The following is an 18,234-nucleotide window of genomic DNA, read 5'->3' as shown; positions in this document are numbered from 1 at the left end:
TACCTTATTTTATTGATAAGACTCATCTTCGATGCGTACAACACATCTAACAGCTGAATACTCAGTTCTCATCTGTTCGTGCTCACTTCTAGCATTAAACTTCGCTGAGTAACGTCCACTACTCTTTGTGTTCGATTCCCCAAAGTTCAGCATATAGATAGGAGTTGTTCGAGAAAGACTCCACCTAACGTAGTCAACTGATGTTCCATCATTATCCAGAGAGGACTTTAGAGCTCCACCGCGAGTACTCGAATATGTAGCATATGTGTCCGTCGCCGGATCAACTGTCTCAATAAAGTCATAAAAGTACTCTCTCGAAGAAGGAGACATATACGCATTACGACTAATTCTAGTTTCAGACATCCCATCTGAGAAAATCTGACTATCGCCAACAGGGAAATTTGGAATATCCATTGTCGAAGGATCAAGACTAAAGTCAGTTACAAAAGTATCAAGAGAAATCGACATATTATCTAGACTTTCCGAACATAGGCTTCCCTGACATTCTAGAGGTAAACCTATAATCGGGTTGAAGTAGCGGCCACGACGTGGATCTGTTGAGATATCCTGAGCACGATTAATAACATCCTGATCCCACTTAATTGCTAGGGTGTCGTTAATTGAAAGCTTTGGAGCAAGGTTATCTTGCCCAAAGTCTAAGAAGAATCCATCTCCATTTCTATAATAACTAACACTTCCAGTATCAAGAGAGTTTACAGATTCCGCAACACCACTATTCACATTTCCAAATAGATCAAAAATAGGAGTAAAGGCACCATTAACAAGATAGCTACCACCTCTTGCACCACCTGGTTCAACAAATGAACAACGGCCAGTATCTGTATCAGACATAACCCAAGAGATTAACGTATTAAGGTAGTAGGCACCATTTGGAGCCTCAACTGAGTTTGAAGCAAGTCCCGCTCCTAGCATCAGCTTCTCACTATCAAATCCACAAAAGATTTGTTCTGATGAAATTTCAGCCTTATTTCCAATAATATCTTGTACACCAAATCGAGATGTACAAGCTTGAGTCGTAAATTGCGTCCCACCATTATCGTAGAAGCTTGAACCAGTTATGAATGGTATGCGACGTGGTGTCGTTACTGTTCCTTCGTAACTAGTTGGCATATTGATCATTAGGCGATCACCTGATCTTTGCTGATTTGTTAGTGCTCCACTGATAACGTCTCTATCATAGACATTACATGAGTTTTCAAAATTTACACCACTTGTTACAGGAGCATCATTTCTTGAACCTGTCTCAACTTCTGCAACAGCTGCTTCATCGAAGTCTTTAGGATAACGACTTGCCGTAATCCCTTCTCCACGACGCATAAGCCTCTTTTCTCTTACAGGCCCGATTTGCTTAAATTCATCTGCATCATCATCATATGTTCCAATCTTTACTTCGTATGAATTACAAACACGATTGGCCTGATTCTGGCTAAGCCCCGTTAGCGGAGGAAGCTTTGAATCATTAGAAGAAAAGACACGTGATAATTTTGTATTTCCACGATAGCGTGGAGATGCATCAACATTAGTATAAGCTGGACTAGGAACAGCATTAATTCCTGAATCATATAGCTTATTATTAGCAAGAATATCATTCATCGACATATCAAGAATGTCGACATCATCTGCACCATGGGCAAGCGTCGATAAATTATTAACAGCAATCCATCTCGGCTTTAGCTTATCCCCGTCAGTTGAGTCCGAAACCGGAATATTAATCATACAACGTGATGGCCCTAGGGAGTTTTTATTTCTTAGGTTATTTCCATCAGCAAGGGCCGCACCACCAGCTCCTCTATAGTAACCATGACTAATACGGTCTTCATAACTCTTAACTGCATTTCTCGAGTAGTAAACAGCTGCGAATTCACTTTGTACATTATAAGAAGCATAGCTTCCGTTTCCAGCATATGGATCAAAGAAATTTGTCGCAATATTGGCAGGGTCAGTACAATCCGTGAAGTCACCAAAAAGTCCTGGCGAGATAAAATTTCTACGATCAGCAGTGTCAGGGTCAGAACATGCAGTGCTTGTAATTGCAATTGAAGCAGTATCTTCACCAAAACAGTCACCAACTCGAAGCTGACTACGATCAGTATAAGACTCTCCAGTATTAGGATGATTAGCACCGGCCGTATACCATGGACGATTTCCGTTAAAACATCCTTTAAATCCTGATCCTAAATCATTTGATCCAGTAAAGTTTGGAGTTGTTCCAGAGTAATTACTTTTTTCATAAGCGTAATCCCCTCTTGTAAAATTACAACCTAATTCAAAACGGTCAATTAGCATACTAGGACCAAAGTCATATACTGTTGAACCTTTAATCCACGGCGATGTTAGACCTCTGGCCCCTACACCATTCCAAGAACAAGTGTATTTTTGACTAATATCTTTTGAATGAACCTTTCCAAGTTCACGACATTGCTGGCGGTTTGCCATTAGCCTATGAACAAGGGCCATATTTTCAGGAGGAAGAACAACCTTAATAATATGCTGAGGATTTGTTGTCTCTCTTTCATACTCGAGCTCAATTCCTCTAAAAACAGGAACGACTTTATAGTAGTAAACACGAGCGTGATTATAGTCGTCGCCTGACTGAATATGTCTTACAGAATAATCTGTAAACATAACGGCACGATATGTTTCAAGAACTTCATTAGTTCGACTTCTTTCCGTATAATCAGTAGGATGAATTAATCCCTTATTCGTTAGAGTTTGATAATCAAAGTCACCACTTGTGATATCTTTCCAAGTGATTTTATTATCATCAGAGCGGTAAACTCGATATCCAATTTTATGATCTTTCTTTTGCATACCAGTTTCATAAGCATCAATGAAAGTTTGCATTGAAAGTGAACCACTTGTAAAAGTCACATCCTTCCAAGCGATACGAATGATTCCAGAATTTGAATATTGGTGTAAAGAGTTTGTTGTCACTCCATCTTTAGTGCCATAAACACCACTAAGTTGATTACTACCACTTGCAATTCCAAATTGCTCTTCAAAACCAGTTGTTGGAGCAAGAGTCGAAGGATCAACTTCAACTTCAATTGGTTGACCGCTATCGTTTAATGTTTCTAAAATATAGTCTTTTTTACGATCAGGCCCCGTTGGAGTAACCATACCGTTTGCTTTTGGGCCAATTGCAAAAATATCAACCCATTCTTCAAATCTTGGCTTCGGTACCTCAATCTTACACTCACCTAGTCCAGTGTTGATATCGGCATAGATCGGAGATGGCCCGTCAATATAAGGAAGAACACCAAATTGATAAATCTTACCAGGAACAAGAGCAGGGATTGTATACGTATAAGTTGTCGCAACAATATCATCAACTCGAGTATAGGCAGGGTCATTTGCTAGTGCATCTGTATACTTAAATACCTTCCCATCTTTTTCTTTATAGAAAACAGCATACTTGTCATAAATACCACCAGTTGGAGCATTCCACCCCACTGTAATATAATCGGCACCAGTATTACATGCATTTAGAACACCTGGAAATTGTTCAACAGTTGGAACTTTTACAATTGGAGTGATACATTTAACAATTGCATTTTCAACATCGTTTAGAGAAAAATTATTCCCTGAAATACTAGGAACGGCCGCAAAACAATACTCTTTATCTGCAACTGTATCCCCTGCTCCAAAGAAATTTCCTTGGATACGTACACTTGTATAAGAACCAAATCCAGCATAATCACCAGGGTTATCATCTAGTCTAATAAGTCCATCACACGAAGCCTTTCCACTTGCGTTTGCAACATTATAATTTAATAGAGTTGGACTACTGTCTCCCTCTCCTTCGTAACAGTAAATATCAAAACCATTTAGGTAACCTGTTTCAATAACAGGTGGATCAAAATTTATTGTAACTTCATTAAGTCTAGAAATATCTTGTGGACTCTGAATCCCTAAAATACCAGAGAAAGAAGCTAGTTTAGGAACGGCACGATAGAAAACAGGTTTCCCAATAATTCTCTCACCATCACCACAAGTTAGTGTACGACAAGCGATTGCAAATGTTAGGTAGTAATCATACTCTTCTAAGCTTCCTATTCTTTTTGAAAATTCATCTGCCTCAGCAGTACGGTAATCACCAGCGAGGTTTAGTGGATCGATAACTGAAGCATCAATTTCTTCAGGAATTCTTGCTCTTACAAGATCAACATCTTCTTCTGCTTCACCAATCTTATAATTATAAATTCTATAATTTTCAAATGGCCCTACTGCAGGAGTCCAAGTTAAATCAATAGAAGTAAGACCTAGGTTTTTATCAGGTGTTGCCGCTCTTAGAGATAGAGTATCCCAGTCAAAAAGCCCACCTGAACCTAAAGTCGTTACAGAAACAATTTTATTATTTTCTTCGAAACGATAACCTTGTGTATCTTGATAAGTACCATAACTCTTATGGATTGATCTAACTCTGAAATAATACTGCTTACCTGGCATTAATCCAGTAACTTGTCTTTCTCTTTCTGTCGTTCCACCTGTTGATGCTGTCACCTCACCAGGCTTTAGATCTCTTTGAATTGCAGGGTGTGTATTATTGAATAAGTCTGAAACTGTTCCATCATCAGCAGCGATATATGCAACTTCATACGCAATTGGATCATTTGGCATCGGGTTATATGTCGATCCTAGAGTCACGGCCGGTACCCATTTTACAAGGACAGTATTTTGTCCAGCAGCACCGACGAGAGGCTCAACACTTGATACACCTGCAAAGTCGGCCGTGTAATTCGAAAATGTTCTGGCAGATAGAGTTGCATCGTTCTCACTCTGGCTCCCTGTGCTACCATCACGTACACCGACAGAGAATGTATATTCAGTATTTACATTTAAGTTACGTACCGTAAAACGATACATCCCTTCGTCATTTACAGTTAAAGAGTCTGCCTTAACTTCGATAGGAATCGTCGCATCGTTTACTTTAATTAGATAAGTTAACTCTGAAGCAGGCCCTGTAGCAGGAAAGAAGTAAACTTCAATTTTATCATTTGAAATTGGAATGACTTTTGAAATACCTGCAAATTGAAAAGTCTGACGTCCACTTTCTGCATTTTTTGCATTTTCAAGATTAGCGTCTTCTACTTTTCCAACACAACTGGCAAGTAATAATAAACTAAGTATAATTGATATAAATTTCATAAACTACTCAACCACCAGTGTTTGAATACTATTGTTAAATTCAGAATATTTGTCTTCTTGGTACAGATAAGTAAGAGCACCAAAGTAATATGTTCCAGCTGGAATGAAAGGAATTGTAATTCCAAGAGCGTTCTCTTCTGCTTCAAATCTTAAGTAGTCATTGTCACCATTAACAGCATCACTGAAACTAAAAGCTCCAGTAGTTGTCTTCATAAAGACAACATATCGATCGTATACACCCTCTTCAGGTGGAGTCCATGAAATAGCCGCCGAATTATTTGAGCTGTCAAAGTATAGAGAACTAATTCCAGTAAAGTCTTCATATGTAGGAGTCATTACCTGCGGAACAATACAGCTAACAACTTCAGAGTCACGATTAGGAGTAACAACATCTCCAACATAAACGAATGGTAATAAAGCGAAGCAATACTCTTCCGTCGAGTTAATATCAATCCCTCTAATTGAAACTTCTGTTCCATTAGTAAAATCAAGAGTTGATGGATTTAGTGACGTTGGATTATTTCCATCTGGAAAGTTAATAAATGTATCAATAAACGGTTCTCCGGAGCTTCTTCCCTTAACTTCGATTAACATCCCATCAATTACACCACTAGCAAGATCTACTGGCTCATAGCTTAAGTAGATTTCGTTAAGCGCCCAGTGATAACGTGGGTTATTAATTTCTGTAATACCAGAAAAGCTTACAAGCGGAGGGCTTGTACGATAAACATTTGGTGAATTATAGATTATAGACTTACCTGGAGAACACAGAGAATCTAAGCACATAATAAGATATACTTCATATGAGGTATAAGGCTCAAGTTCAACTAGCTTTGACTTACTATCTTCATATGTAACTTGCTTACAAAAATAAGCAGGATCAGTCGTCTCTTGACCATTACAAATATCATCACGGCTATTCTTATATGTCGACCAAGCCTCGCCTGTAGCATTTTCTTTGTAATAAATTCGATAGTGATCAATAGCACCAATACCTGTGGCCCAACTTAAATCAAGAGAAGTTTTACCAGTACTATTACTTGGTGTTGTAACTTCAAAAGAATCTAGATCAACTTGAATATCACCGACACTATCACTTAGTGTTGTTGCACTTAAGTAACTATTATTCTTCTCATAAAAATAACTTGGATCAGAACTATATTTACTAAATCCAGCGTGTATACCTCTTACTCTTACATAGTAAGTTGTTCCCGGTAGAAGACCATTAACTTGCTGAGAGATCTTCTTTCCATCAACATAATTTACAATACGAGTCGGTGCAGTAAAAGAAGTGTCATCAAAAGCAACCGGAGTTGCTGTATCAGAGTTAATTAAGACAACTTCATATTTTGAAACATCTGAGTCATCAGGAATATAACCACCTGTACGCTCAGCGGCCGGCCACTCGATTAATAGCGAGTTTTTAGAAGCTCCACCAGATAGGTTTTTAATACTACCAATTCCTGAAAAATTAGCAGTTTGATTTGAAAAAGTTGTCACAGACTTAAAGGCATCGTTTACTGACTGTTGCCCCTTATCGTCCTTTGCCTGAACGTTGAAAACATATTGTTCATTAATATTTAAACCAGTAACTGTATAGCGAAGAAAGCCTCGATAGTCAGGAACAAGAGTTCGTCCAGGTACAGTAATGGGTGCGATAGCACCATCATAATTGATAATATACGTAACCTTTAACGGGTCTAAATTAGACGGTGGGAAGTAAATTTCAACCTTATCGTGTGCTATTGGAAATGCGTCTTGAATCCCAGTGTAATTAATAACAGTCTCACCATCATTAATCCCCTTCGTTAACTCAGAGTTTGCATCCTCTACCTTACCAACACAGCTAAAAAGTAAAAAACAACCAAAAATCAGTAAAAATTTATTCATCTCAATACCAAACATTGTGAAATTATTGCATGTGACTCATAGCATCACTTCGTTAATAATAGAATAAAAGTCCAAGTATTTTAAGTTCTTAAAATTAAAGGAAAATTATTCCGAACAATGAATATTAGTGAAATCGTTAACTTTTCAATCCTGAGGACCGATGCCAACCATAGTTGCCTCTACATAGACGAGTAAAATGCTCTAAGTACTTTAATATACGATGGGAAAAAAGTGACCGTATCGTAGAGAGTTAACCTAAGTAGTTAAAAATAGTAAAATTTAGTTATGAATATATACAAAGGTGAATAAATGAATATTTTTTCTTTAATTGGACTCATAATATCGGCCGGTGTTCTCTTTGCAGGCCTAAGAATGTCATCAAGTAACTTAGGTCTCTTCGTCGATGGCCCTTCTCTCTTTATCGTAATTGGTGGGACTTTCGCTGCTACATCTGTAGCTTTCCAGCTAAATAAAATTGGCGCTCTTTTTAAAATTTTTCTTAAGCAATTTCTTGGTGGGAAGATGGTCAATTCGACCGAAGTTATTAAAGAGATCATGCAAATATGTGAAGCTTACCGTTCAGGTGAAGCTGCAGAGAACCTTCCTGGTAAAGCGAATGATGAGTTCCTTAAGGAAGGACTTGAGTTAATTGCAGATGGATTCCTTCAAAAAGAAAAGATTATCGAAATCCTCGAACAACGAGCTGTCAATATGCATGCTATTCGTAGTGAAGACACAAGAAAGATCAAGACCCTTGGAAAATTCCCTCCGGCATTTGGAATGATGGGAACAACAATTGGGATGATCGTACTTCTTGCCAACCTTGGTGGAGCTGACGCCATGAAGATGATTGGGCCGGCCATGGGTGTATGTCTTATTACGACACTATATGGAGTAATCATTGCCAACCTAGGGTTTATTCCTATCGCTGAAAACTTAGAAGATATTCAAATTCAGATGGAGACTAAGGATAATATTATTATCGAAGGAATTAAGCATATTCTAGACAAGTCTAACCCGGTTCTTGTGGCAGAAGAGTTAAACTCATTCCTTCTACCAAGTGAAAGGCTAGACTGGAAATCAGCGAGTTAATAATGGCAGTTAAGAAAAAAGTAGTAAAACAAGATAGCGGAGGCGGTGAAGGCGATTGGATGACATCCTATGCAGATATGATGACCCTAATTGCCTGTTTCTTCATTCTTATGATGGCCTTTGCAAATTACGACCCAGTGGGTTTTAACAAGAAAGCAAAGGACCTCTCAACATCCTTTCAAAAGGACAAATACAAAAGCTCAGAAACAGAATTATCAGAGCTAACAGAGGAAATATCAAAGCACCCTGAGCTTGAAAAAAATAGTAAGATTTCACTCGTTGATAATGAGCTAATTATATCATTTTCAAGTAGTATTCTCTTCCCTGAAGGAAGTACTAAGCTAAGTAAGAGCAGTATCCAGTCTCTCGATACAATGATCGATATTATTAGAACAAAGAATCCTAACTATCGCATTATGATTGAAGGACATACTGACTCAGATGAAAGAAGTATTGCTCCAGGAATCGAAGGTCCGTGGCAACTAGGAGCAGTAAGGGCCGCGAAAGTCCTTTCTCGTTTTGAGTACTTTGGTTTTCCACCGACTACACTTGCGGCCACAACAAAGGGTGACTCTGAACCTCTTATTACAAAAGAAGAGCTAGAAAAGTTAAAAGAAAAAAATAAAAAGAAAGTTTTCTTTAACCCAAATAGAAGAGTTATTATTAAAGTTGTAGAACCTAAAGATCCAAAATCTAAAATCAAATTTGGATTCGGAATATATTTTAATGACAAGAAATAAGCTTAGAGATTTTATAAAATTTATCGTTGTATTTGTCGTATTCTTAGGAGTCACGATTCCAACTTATCTCTTTCTAGTTCCTTCAGAGGCCCAAGGGAGAATTGATAAGATTGCTTACGACAAATGCATTCAACAAGATAGGCAGACTGAATATCAGTCATGCCTTAGACGTGATATCACTCAAATAATCTCTGTAGCAAGGCCAATTGACGTTAATACAATTGAGGAGTTTATATACTCTCTCTACGAGCGTGACTTAAAAAACAGCTCGACTAATGAAGACCAAAGTATCGCTGCTCTACTCTATCTTGAGAATATGGCGATTTATTTTAATAGCATGAGAGAAATTACGATTGCGAGAAATAATATTACATTTCTCGATATATTCTTTATTAGTAAGGCAAGAGAAGATCTATCTAAGCGATATAAGAAATTTATGAGTACGATTGATGTAATGGACTTCAGGGCGCTGCCTAACGATATTGCATATCGAAAGGATATGGCAATGAATCTTCTTTTAAAATTTGAGAGTAATTAGAGCTCCATATTATTTGAACGCCACTCATCTGACTCAACATCATTTTTTTGGTTAGTAAGAACTTTTGCATTCACAGGCTTATTTCCTTTAAATTGAACAACATGACGTGTAGCACTTGCTGGTGCACGCGTCTTTAAACCAGCACTATCAACTTCGGCCATCATCTTACGTCCCATACGAGTGATCGTTTCAGTGCTTGCTCTGTTGTGTGCATCTAGACGTTTTTGATACTCATTTTCAATTTGAGCAAGTTGAGTCTTGTACTGTAACTCAGACATCTTTAGGTTCTTAAGCTTATCAATTTCTAGGTTGGCCTTAGCTAGGTCAACTTTACTTTTTGCAATAATGGCATTCAATGAGTCCACGTGAGCAACTTTACTTTTTAAAGTTTCTTTTGAAATTTCTTGGATCTTCTTGTCTGCCATATATTTCATCGAATTCATCTGAAGATTAGCAACTTCTTGAGTTAAAGAAGCATTCACCTCTTTTAACTTTGCCACTTCAGATGACTTCTTATATTGTCCAACACCCATAAGAACAGCACAGACGGCAAGTGCAATATTTGTAAGGTTCAAAGAAGAACTCCCCTTTTTAGCCTTCTTTACTTTACGGGCAACACGAACTTTCTTTGCCTTTCCGTTGCTGATTACATTTTTGTGAGTTGGTCTAAATTCTTGTAGTGTTTTCATACTCAAATTATAAAAGCTCTCGGGATAGAAATGAAGATTTTCGGAAGTGAGCTTATGAAATCAAATAGTTAACTAAGAAATGGCTAAGATTTCAGCGACAAAATTCTGTGGCAGGACACTTAAAAACCAGCGAAATTCGCTGCAAATTGCTTTGCTAATGGATACAAAATTAAGTGCATGATAGTGATCACGGCCATTGAGGTAATCAAGAGCATGTAGGGAAACGAATTAGTTAACTCAACTTCTTCTACATTGGCCTTATCAGAATGGGCCAAATTGATATCGTGTCTCATTGTATTCTCCTTGCTAGCGCTTAGGAAGGGAGTTTCACCCTTTGTACTATTGTATCGCACAAATCCATTAAATAAAACATAGTTAATGGATACATCTTATAACATACTGTAATCACATTTAAGAATACAAGCTCCTAACACTGAATTTCATAAAATTTAACCATTTATGATTTATTTGGTACTGTAGGTGGATTTTATAATGAATTAAATTATTTAAAGAACTCAAAGGATATAAATATGAATGAGATGCAAAAAGAGATCGTTGAAGGACTTAAGCGTTTTCGTCTTGAAAAAATCGAGCCACATATGGAGCACGATGATTTTGAAGGAAAATTTCGCATGGAAATCTTCAATGAACTTGGAGAGCTAGGCTTCACAGGAATGACTGTTTCAGAAGAATATGGTGGACTCAATCTTCCAGTTCAAGACTATAGTTATGCTCTAGAAGAAATCGCAAAGTCTTCAGTTGCCTATGCTGTGACAATCTCTGTTTCATCAATGGTTCAATCTATCCTAGATACATTTGGAAACGAAGAGCAAAAACAAAAGTACCTTCCAGAATTAACAAGTGGTCAAGCAATTGGTGCTTTCGCACTTTCTGAGTCAGGAGCTGGTTCAGATGCAGCAGGACTTAAAACGACTGCAAAGAAAGTTGAAGGTGGATATATTCTAAATGGTTCAAAACTTTGGATCACTTCTGGTGGAATTGCGAAAACATATATCGTAATGGCAAGAACAGGTGGCGAAGGAGCAAAGGGTGTTTCCGCATTTATCGTAGAAGACGGAATGGAAGGATTCTCATACGGTAAAAAAGAAAGAAAGATGGGATGGAATATCTCACCTACTCGCGAACTTCTTTTTGAAAACTGTTTTGTTCCAGAAGCAAACCTTCTACAAAAAGAAGGTGAAGGATTTAAAGTTGCAATGAGTGGCCTTGATAAGGGACGTATTGCGATTGGTTCAATCTCAGTAGGTTGTGCAACTCGCGCTCTTGATGAAGCAATTAAATACTCGCTAGAGAGACAACAATTTAAACAACCAATCTTTGACTTCCAAGGACTACAATTCATGATGGCGGATATGGCCTGTGATGTAGAAGCTGCAAGACTACTTGTTCAAGCTGCTGCTAAATCAATTGATGACGGAGCTTCTAATCAAAAGCTTGCTTCAATGGCAAAGATGCGTGCAAGTGATACTGCAATGAAAGTAACAACTGATGCTGTTCAAATTCTTGGTGGTGTTGGTTATACAAAAGAATATCCTGTTGAAAGATTTATGAGAGATGCAAAAGTTCTTCAAATCGTTGAAGGAACCAATCAAATCCAAAAAGTTGTTATTTCTCGTCTGCTGAAAAAGGAATACGGAGCCTAATGAAAATTTCAATTAACTCCTTTATTCAAGAACAGGACAAGTCAGAACAAGTCTCGGCGGAGATTGAAAAGTTTCAAACTAATCCTCGCTTTGAATTTGTTACAAAATTAAGTGAAGAATATTATCCACAACAATGTGTTGATATATTTAATAAGTATGGTGACCGTCGTGACTTTATCCAAGTCGGAATTGGCGGAAGTGCGCTTGGGCCAGAGATGCTTGTAAGCGCCTTAAGAAAAGATATGAAACGCCGTTTTTATTTCTTTAACAATATTGATCCAGATGACACAAACCAATTATTAGAAAGTATTGATTTAAAAAATTCTCTAATCTATGTGGTTTCAAAATCTGGTGGCACGGCCGAAACTCTTGCTTCATTTGCAATCCTTGCTAATGAACTAATAAAGCTCGGAGTTAAAGAAGACGAATTCAAAAACTACTTTGTCTTTGCAAGTGACCCTGAAACATCACAACTTAGAGAGCTTGGAGATGAACTTGGTATTACAACACTAGATATTCCAACAAATGTTGGTGGCCGTTTTAGTGTCCTGACTCCCGTTGGCCTTCTTCCGGCCCTTTTTGCAGGAATCGATATTCACGCTCTTTGCAAGAGTGGCCTTGAATATGGCCTTTCACTAAAAGAGTCACAAGAGTTTAAAGAAGTAATCAGTACTTTCTTAAACCATCAAGAGCATGGCCATGATCAAACAGTAATCATGCCCTACTCAAGCAAAATGAAGAATTTTGCATATTGGTTCGTCCAATTATGGGCCGAGAGTCTTGGAAAGAAAAAAGAAGATGGTTCACGAATTGGACTAACTCCAATTCCTTCATATGGTGCAACAGATCAGCATTCACAAATGCAGCTCTTTATGGAAGGGCCACTTAACAAAGTGATGCTACTCATCCATGTAAAAGAGTTTGAAAACGATTTTAGATTAAGTAATTCATTCAATCATCCGAAATTACAAAAACTCGGAAAGTATACACTGAAGAACTTAATGGACTCGGAGTTCTACGGAACTCAGAAAGCTTTAGAAGAACAAAAAGTTCCACATATTACTTTTGAAATAGAAAAACTAAATGAACAAAATTTGGCCAAGTTGATTGTATTCTTCGAATACTTGACAGCTATCACAGGTTATTGCCTAAATATTGATCCGTTTAATCAACCTGGAGTTGAGGCCGGAAAAATATATAGCTTTGAATGGCTTGATAACCTATGAGAAATACTCGATTTAGACAGATAGAAATGTTTTCCAATCTTGATTAAAATCGGGGCGCTAGTTAAAATCTACAGGGAAAACAATCTATTATAAAGTACTGAAAGGACGAATATGAGTGATGACGCTACTCTAGTATTAACTGACATCAAAGCTGCCCTAGCATCAGCGAATAAAGAAGCCGAAGATAAGCCTGCGGCCCTTCTTGTTGTTGGTGGTGATTTAAACGGTACCCTTTTCGATTTAAAAGAAGAAGAGATTACAGTTGGTCGAAGTGCAAAGTGTGATATTCCACTTGAGTTCAATGGAATCTCAAGAGAGCACTTTAAGCTAGTTTCATCAGCAGATGGATATCAGGTAGTTGATCTAGGTTCTAGAAATGGAACTTTCTTAAATAACAGTAAAGTTGAAGCCCCTACTGAATTACAAAAAGGTGACATCATTAAGATGGGTGCAATGGCACTTAAATACCTTCCTAAAGGTGATCCAGAAAGACTAACATATGATAAGCTTCAACTAGAAGCTAATACTGATGGACTAACTAGTTGCTACAACAAATCTTTCTTCAATAAGAAACTTGATATTGAAGTAAAGAAGTCAAAGGTAACAGGAACTCCTCTTTCTCTTATTGTTTTCGATCTAGATCACTTTAAGAAACTTAATGATAATTACGGACACGATGCTGGTGACTACGTTTTAAAAGAACTTGCAGAAGTTATCCGTTCAAATGGAATTAGAGAAACTGATATCTTTGCTCGCTACGGTGGGGAAGAATTTGTTGTCCTACTTCCAAAGACAAATATTAAACAATCATACGAAATCGCTGAGCGCCTAAGAAAGGCAGTTGAGACTCACGATTTCATTTACGACGATAATAAGTTACCGGTAACTGCATCGATTGGTGTTTCAGACTACAGACAGGGAGTTAGTAGCGGAACAGACCTATTTAAAAGGGCCGACTCTGCAGTATACAAATCCAAGGAAGGTGGAAGAAACCAGGTTAATTTCTATCGCGACTAGTTCGTATAATGGAAATATCAGAAAATTCACAAAATAGAATTAACCTTCTTCCCGAACACTTAATTGATCAAATCAAGGCCGGTGAGGTTGTTGAACGCCCGGCCAATGTTCTTAAAGAATTATTAGAAAATTCAATTGATGCAAACTCGACTAAAGTTCGAGTTACTATTATCAATGCGGGACTTGACCTCATAGCAATTGAAGATAATGGCGATGGAATGTTCTTTGATGAACTCCCCTACGCCTTCTGCCGTCACGCAACTTCTAAAATAAACAACTTTGAAGATATATACAGGCTTAATACTTTTGGCTTTCGTGGCGAGGCCCTTGCTTCGATTTCAAGTGTTGCAAGAATCTCATGTCATTCAGCACCACGTTCTAACCCTGAAGAAGGCGCCAAATACGTCATTCATGGTGCAAGAACTGTTGAACACTCAAAGTACTCTACACATAAGTGCGGAACTTCGACTTATGTCAAAGACCTCTTCTTTAACACGCCTGTTCGTTTAAAATTCGTGAAGTCTGGTCAAAGTGAAAAGAATGCACTTAAACGTGTTATCAATTCTTTCTTAATTAACTACCCACAGGTTGAGTTCTCTATCACCTGGGATGATCAAGACCCTGATATTTACCGAGCTCAAGAGCACACGGTTAATCGTGTGGGTGAAATTTTTAAGAAAAAGTCTCGTAAGAATAGGCCAGAAATACTTCAGTCCTATGGTGAGTATCTTGGTTCAAGTTGTCAGTTCTATATCTCAAAAGATGCTTCTAAAGGCTATAGTGGTAAGCAGCAGTTTCTCTTTGTAAACAACCGCCTTTTTACAGATAAGAAGATCCATCAAATTGTTATTCGAAATATGGAAAAGTTTTGGCCTCAAGGCTTAACTGGTGACTATATCATGCAATTCAAAGTTCCAGAGAATGAAATTGATGTAAACGTTCACCCTAACAAGACAATTATAAAATTCTTAAAAAGTAATGAGATTTTCTCTCTCACGAGTGCAACAGCAAAGAAACTTATTTCTGAGAATCAAGATCATATTACAGAAAATCACTCTCTAGAAATGAATGAGGAAGAGGCCAATTTTAATTCCCTTTCAAGTGCCCTCTTCAACCAAGGTGCGGACAATATTGTTGCCGATAATTTTAGTGGTGGATTAAATCTTCAAAGATTTCAAAATGAACTCAATCAATCAACAGACTTTCATGGGCAGAGCTCTCTGTTTGGAGAAAATGCTAGTGGCCAACAAAGTGAGCTAACGATTTCGGCGCTGGGTGAGAATATCTTTCTCTTTAATCACGTTGAAAGGGGGCCATACTTTGTGGATGCACAAGTCTTCTTAGACGATGCTTGTGAACAAATTGATATTGATAATATGACTCCTCTGTTAATTTCAGAGCCAATTTCAAAAGATATCTCAGACATGGAAAATCTTGCGCAATACATGGCAATGGGAATCGAAATTGAGCGTCTTGATGGACACACATGCGTTCTAAGGTCTGTATCTCATGTATTTGAAGACCTTCCCTATGCGAAGATTGCGACTAATATAATTAATGGTTGTGAGCTTCTTAAAGATTTAGAACTTCAAGTAAATGAGGTCAGAAAGCTCCTTTCATTTACTTCATTCTACGATCTTGTTGAGAAGAAAATTGCAAAGAAGATCTCACCAAAAAAACTGAGAAAATTATTAAAATGACAAAGAAATTGATTCTTATATTAGGGCCAACGGCTTCTGGAAAAACAGGTATTAGCATTGAGCTTGCCAAGCGAATAGGTATCGACAGATGCCACGTTATCAATTTCGATAGTGTCCTCTTTTATAATGAATTAAATATTGGAAGTGCCAAGCCAGACGAGAAAGAAATGGATGGTGTTATCCATCACCTCGTTAGCATCTCCCCAATTACAAATGAACTTAATGCTTCAGATTTTGTGGAGCTAGCAAAGAATAAAATCAATGAGCTACATGCAAGAGGGATCACTCCTATTCTAGTTGGTGGAAGTGCCTTTTACCTTAGAAGTTTAGTTCGTGGCATGTATGAATCAGAGTCAACAGATGAGGCCATTCAGCAAGAGGCCCGTGCGATCTATGAAAAAGAAGGTATGGCCCCAATTGTTGACTACCTTAAAACTCATGATCCTGAATCACTTGAGAATCTCCATGAGAACGATCACTATCGTCGTACTCGTGCCTACGAGTATCACCGCATGACGGGTAAGAAGATCTCAGAACAGAAGAAACAGGCCGACGATCAAGGAGCCTATGACTTTTCAACAAATATTCACGGCTGGGAGACATTAAATATCTGTCTTGATTTACCTAAAGAAGAACATTGGGAAATTATTCTCAAGCGAACAAAGCAGATGCTCTCGCAAGGTCTTTTAAATGAAGTAAAAGAGATCATGAAAAACAACGAACATCATGCTCAGCTTAAGGCCTTAAAAACCATTGGATACAAAGAAACTATCCAATTTTTAAACGGCGAAATCACATCTGAAGAAGAATTAATCGAAAAGATTTATTTTGCCACTCGCCGACTTGCGAAGTCACAAAAAACTTTCTTAAAGAAAGTGACTCCCTTATCTCGCTTTCACCCATTAAGTCAGCGAAATGACATCTATAACCTTGTCGAAGACTTCATTCTTGAATAAAGTAGATTAAAGAATTAAATCGAGGCTAAATTTTGAAAAAGATGAAAATAATTATTATTTCTGACGGAACAGGTTCAACAGCAAAAGCGATCAGTCGCGCGGCCATGACACAATTCCCAGAAAGCGAAGTCTTCTATACTGGTTTTAAAAATGTTCGCACTAAGGAACAAATCAAATCAATTTTTGACGAAGCAGCTATTCATCACGACCTCGTTATTTACACAATCGTTTCAGCAGAGCTTAGAGAATATACAAAAGAAATCTCAATGCAAAAGCACGTGCGCTCCCTTGATTTAATGGGGCCAGTACTTACGACCTTCTCTAATTACTTTCATCAAGAGCCTAAGAGTGAGCCAGGTTTATTACACGCTGTAAACTCTGAATACTTCGATCGTGTTGCGGCCATGGAGTTTACGCTTAACCACGACGATGGAAGAAATGTTGAAACTCTCCACCTAGCAGATGTTATTCTTGTGGGGATTTCTCGTACATCAAAAACACCACTTTCAGTGTACCTATCTCAACACGGAATCAAGGTTGTAAATATCCCTATTATCAATGGACAGGATCTTCCAAAAGAGCTCTTCGAAATTGATCAAAGAAAAATCTTTGCTCTTACAATTGACCCTGAAGCACTTTATTCAATTCGTAAAAACCGTCTTAATAAACTTGGAGCGACTGAGCACACAGGTGATTATGCAGACACGAATAAAGTTATCGAAGAGCTTGAGTGGGCCAATGAAATCTTTGGAAAGAATAAGAGATGGCCGGTATTTGATGTAACCGATCGTGCCCTAGAAGAGACGGCCACAGATATCATGAAACTGCTTCAAATGAGAAAGAATAATATTTTCAAGCAGTTAATGAGTGAGTCTGACGAATAAATTCCACGATAATTAGTTAAATTTCAAATTTTATAAGAAATTTACTTAACTTAATACCCAATCGTTCCGATTAACTAAATAACATTATCAATTTAGTAACTACGGGGTTCGTTGTGTCTAAGGTCTTATTTTCTGGAAAAATCAAAGTTAAAGGTGCTGGAGCTGATGTAGTTTATAAATTCGATACTCAAGAGCCTACTTTTGATGAAGTGATGATGAATAATTTTTCTCACCTTAACTTTTCAGAGAATGAAAAAAGAGTTCTAACTGCTAAAAATAGAAAAGATATCTTCAAGTTTGAAAACTTAAATACTAAAGAAATCGAAAAATACTCGAATGATCTACTTTCTCTTATTAAAAGAGTTAAAGGCGATAGAATTCAAATTGAAACATCAAATGCTGGTGCCTTTATTTGCTTAGCACTTATTTATTCAGGAAAGATTCCTTCTCACCTTGATGTTCATTTCAAGCTCCACGGAGCACCATTGAGATTATTTCCAAGAAGCTTAGCAAAGAATAAAATTCCAAGACATAATATTTCAATTTCACTTTGTAATACTGATAGCTGGGTGCGAGACTTTCGCTCTCTGCAAAAGAAACCAAAGTTCATTGAACTAAGTCATATTTCCCCTCAAGCTGACCTCGATCTTGTTGGTTAAGGGTTCATTT

At 37.6% G+C, this 18,234-nt stretch carries 14 protein-coding genes; 10 read left to right on the top strand and 4 right to left on the bottom strand.

All coding sequences use genetic code 11. The features are described 5' to 3' along the window. Positions 1 to 9: 9 nt before the first annotated feature. Together ACRXC1_RS02680 and ACRXC1_RS02675 are read right to left on the bottom strand one after the other, a co-directional pair. Complete coding sequence (locus tag ACRXC1_RS02680) at positions 10 to 5,169, bottom strand: fibronectin type III domain-containing protein (protein WP_433656296.1); 5,160 nt, start codon at positions 5,167 to 5,169, stop codon at positions 10 to 12. Between the two features lie 3 nt (positions 5,170 to 5,172). Next, positions 5,173 to 7,059: a fibronectin type III domain-containing protein gene (locus ACRXC1_RS02675; protein ID WP_433656294.1), complete on the bottom strand. Its 1,887-nt coding sequence runs from the start codon at positions 7,057 to 7,059 to the stop codon at positions 5,173 to 5,175. Positions 7,060 to 7,368: 309 nt separating this feature from the next. Here ACRXC1_RS02675 and ACRXC1_RS02670 point away from each other — a divergent pair, with 309 nt between their 5' ends. Genes ACRXC1_RS02670 through ACRXC1_RS02660 form a run of 3 tightly spaced genes read left to right on the top strand, consistent with a single transcriptional unit; the run spans position 7,369 to position 9,429 of the window. Continuing rightward, a complete protein-coding gene (locus ACRXC1_RS02670; protein WP_433656292.1) occupies positions 7,369 to 8,151 on the top strand; it encodes a motility protein A in 783 nt (260 codons plus the stop codon). A gap of 2 nt (positions 8,152 to 8,153) precedes the next feature. After that, positions 8,154 to 8,891 (top strand): OmpA/MotB family protein, encoded by a 738-nt coding sequence (locus tag ACRXC1_RS02665; protein WP_393089485.1) that lies wholly within the window; start codon positions 8,154 to 8,156, stop codon positions 8,889 to 8,891. Beyond that, entirely contained in the window at positions 8,878 to 9,429 is a 552-nt protein-coding gene (locus ACRXC1_RS02660) for a hypothetical protein (protein WP_433656290.1), read from the top strand. Before ACRXC1_RS02665 ends, ACRXC1_RS02660 begins: the two co-directional genes overlap by 14 nt. Here the strand turns inward: ACRXC1_RS02660 and ACRXC1_RS02655 are convergent. Next, a complete protein-coding gene (locus tag ACRXC1_RS02655) occupies positions 9,426 to 10,118 on the bottom strand; it encodes a hypothetical protein (protein ID WP_433656288.1) in 693 nt (230 codons plus the stop codon). The genes ACRXC1_RS02660 and ACRXC1_RS02655 overlap by 4 nt on opposite strands. Before the next feature lie 119 nt (positions 10,119 to 10,237). Continuing rightward, a complete protein-coding gene (locus tag ACRXC1_RS02650) occupies positions 10,238 to 10,411 on the bottom strand; it encodes a hypothetical protein (protein ID WP_433656286.1) in 174 nt (57 codons plus the stop codon). A gap of 237 nt (positions 10,412 to 10,648) precedes the next feature. Here ACRXC1_RS02650 and ACRXC1_RS02645 point away from each other — a divergent pair, with 237 nt between their 5' ends. The 7 genes from ACRXC1_RS02645 (at position 10,649) to ACRXC1_RS02615 (ending at position 18,224) form a co-directional block, all read left to right on the top strand. Then, positions 10,649 to 11,782, top strand: coding sequence for an acyl-CoA dehydrogenase family protein (locus ACRXC1_RS02645; RefSeq protein ID WP_393056577.1), 1,134 nt, complete (start codon positions 10,649 to 10,651; stop codon positions 11,780 to 11,782). Continuing rightward, positions 11,782 to 13,008 carry a glucose-6-phosphate isomerase gene (locus tag ACRXC1_RS02640; protein WP_433656283.1) on the top strand — a complete coding sequence of 409 codons (1,227 nt, stop codon included), beginning with the start codon at positions 11,782 to 11,784 and terminating at the stop codon, positions 13,006 to 13,008. Before ACRXC1_RS02645 ends, ACRXC1_RS02640 begins: the two co-directional genes overlap by 1 nt. Positions 13,009 to 13,119: 111 nt before the next feature. Then, positions 13,120 to 14,025: a diguanylate cyclase gene (locus ACRXC1_RS02635; protein WP_392912171.1), complete on the top strand. Its 906-nt coding sequence runs from the start codon at positions 13,120 to 13,122 to the stop codon at positions 14,023 to 14,025. Between the two features lie 8 nt (positions 14,026 to 14,033). Further along, positions 14,034 to 15,725, top strand: coding sequence for a DNA mismatch repair endonuclease MutL (gene mutL, locus ACRXC1_RS02630; protein ID WP_433656281.1), 1,692 nt, complete (start codon positions 14,034 to 14,036; stop codon positions 15,723 to 15,725). Continuing rightward, positions 15,722 to 16,681: a tRNA (adenosine(37)-N6)-dimethylallyltransferase MiaA gene (miaA, locus tag ACRXC1_RS02625; RefSeq protein WP_433656279.1), complete on the top strand. Its 960-nt coding sequence runs from the start codon at positions 15,722 to 15,724 to the stop codon at positions 16,679 to 16,681. The genes mutL and miaA overlap by 4 nt, the downstream gene beginning before the upstream one ends. A gap of 41 nt (positions 16,682 to 16,722) precedes the next feature. Continuing rightward, complete coding sequence (locus tag ACRXC1_RS02620) at positions 16,723 to 17,565, top strand: pyruvate, water dikinase regulatory protein (RefSeq protein ID WP_040314013.1); 843 nt, start codon at positions 16,723 to 16,725, stop codon at positions 17,563 to 17,565. Positions 17,566 to 17,678: 113 nt separating this feature from the next. Continuing rightward, positions 17,679 to 18,224, top strand: a complete 546-nt coding sequence (locus ACRXC1_RS02615; RefSeq protein WP_433656276.1) for a hypothetical protein — start codon at positions 17,679 to 17,681, stop codon at positions 18,222 to 18,224. Positions 18,225 to 18,234 lie beyond the last annotated feature (10 nt).

This window comes from Halobacteriovorax sp. GFR8 (genome assembly GCF_050955245.1).
Lineage (GTDB): Bacteria > Bdellovibrionota > Bacteriovoracia > Bacteriovoracales > Bacteriovoracaceae > Halobacteriovorax_A.
Note: the sequence above shows the minus strand (reverse complement) of the source record. Positions and strands in the feature narration are given on the sequence as shown.

Bases quoted from the DNA above. Each gene is read 5' to 3' on its own strand.
- mutL (WP_433656281.1), top strand. From the start codon at position 14,034: ATGGAAATATCAGAAAATTCACAAAATAGAATTAACCTTCTTCCCGAA.
- ACRXC1_RS02655 (WP_433656288.1), bottom strand. From the start codon at position 10,118: ATGAAAACACTACAAGAATTTAGACCAACTCACAAAAATGTAATCAGC.
- ACRXC1_RS02680 (WP_433656296.1), bottom strand. From the start codon at position 5,169: ATGAAATTTATATCAATTATACTTAGTTTATTATTACTTGCCAGTTGT.
- ACRXC1_RS02670 (WP_433656292.1), top strand. From the start codon at position 7,369: ATGAATATTTTTTCTTTAATTGGACTCATAATATCGGCCGGTGTTCTC.
- ACRXC1_RS02650 (WP_433656286.1), bottom strand. From the start codon at position 10,411: ATGAGACACGATATCAATTTGGCCCATTCTGATAAGGCCAATGTAGAA.
- ACRXC1_RS02660 (WP_433656290.1), top strand. From the start codon at position 8,878: ATGACAAGAAATAAGCTTAGAGATTTTATAAAATTTATCGTTGTATTT.
- ACRXC1_RS02620 (WP_040314013.1), top strand. From the start codon at position 16,723: ATGAAAATAATTATTATTTCTGACGGAACAGGTTCAACAGCAAAAGCG.
- ACRXC1_RS02645 (WP_393056577.1), top strand. From the start codon at position 10,649: ATGAATGAGATGCAAAAAGAGATCGTTGAAGGACTTAAGCGTTTTCGT.
- ACRXC1_RS02635 (WP_392912171.1), top strand. From the start codon at position 13,120: ATGAGTGATGACGCTACTCTAGTATTAACTGACATCAAAGCTGCCCTA.
- ACRXC1_RS02675 (WP_433656294.1), bottom strand. From the start codon at position 7,059: ATGAATAAATTTTTACTGATTTTTGGTTGTTTTTTACTTTTTAGCTGT.
- miaA (WP_433656279.1), top strand. From the start codon at position 15,722: ATGACAAAGAAATTGATTCTTATATTAGGGCCAACGGCTTCTGGAAAA.
- ACRXC1_RS02665 (WP_393089485.1), top strand. From the start codon at position 8,154: ATGGCAGTTAAGAAAAAAGTAGTAAAACAAGATAGCGGAGGCGGTGAA.
- ACRXC1_RS02640 (WP_433656283.1), top strand. From the start codon at position 11,782: ATGAAAATTTCAATTAACTCCTTTATTCAAGAACAGGACAAGTCAGAA.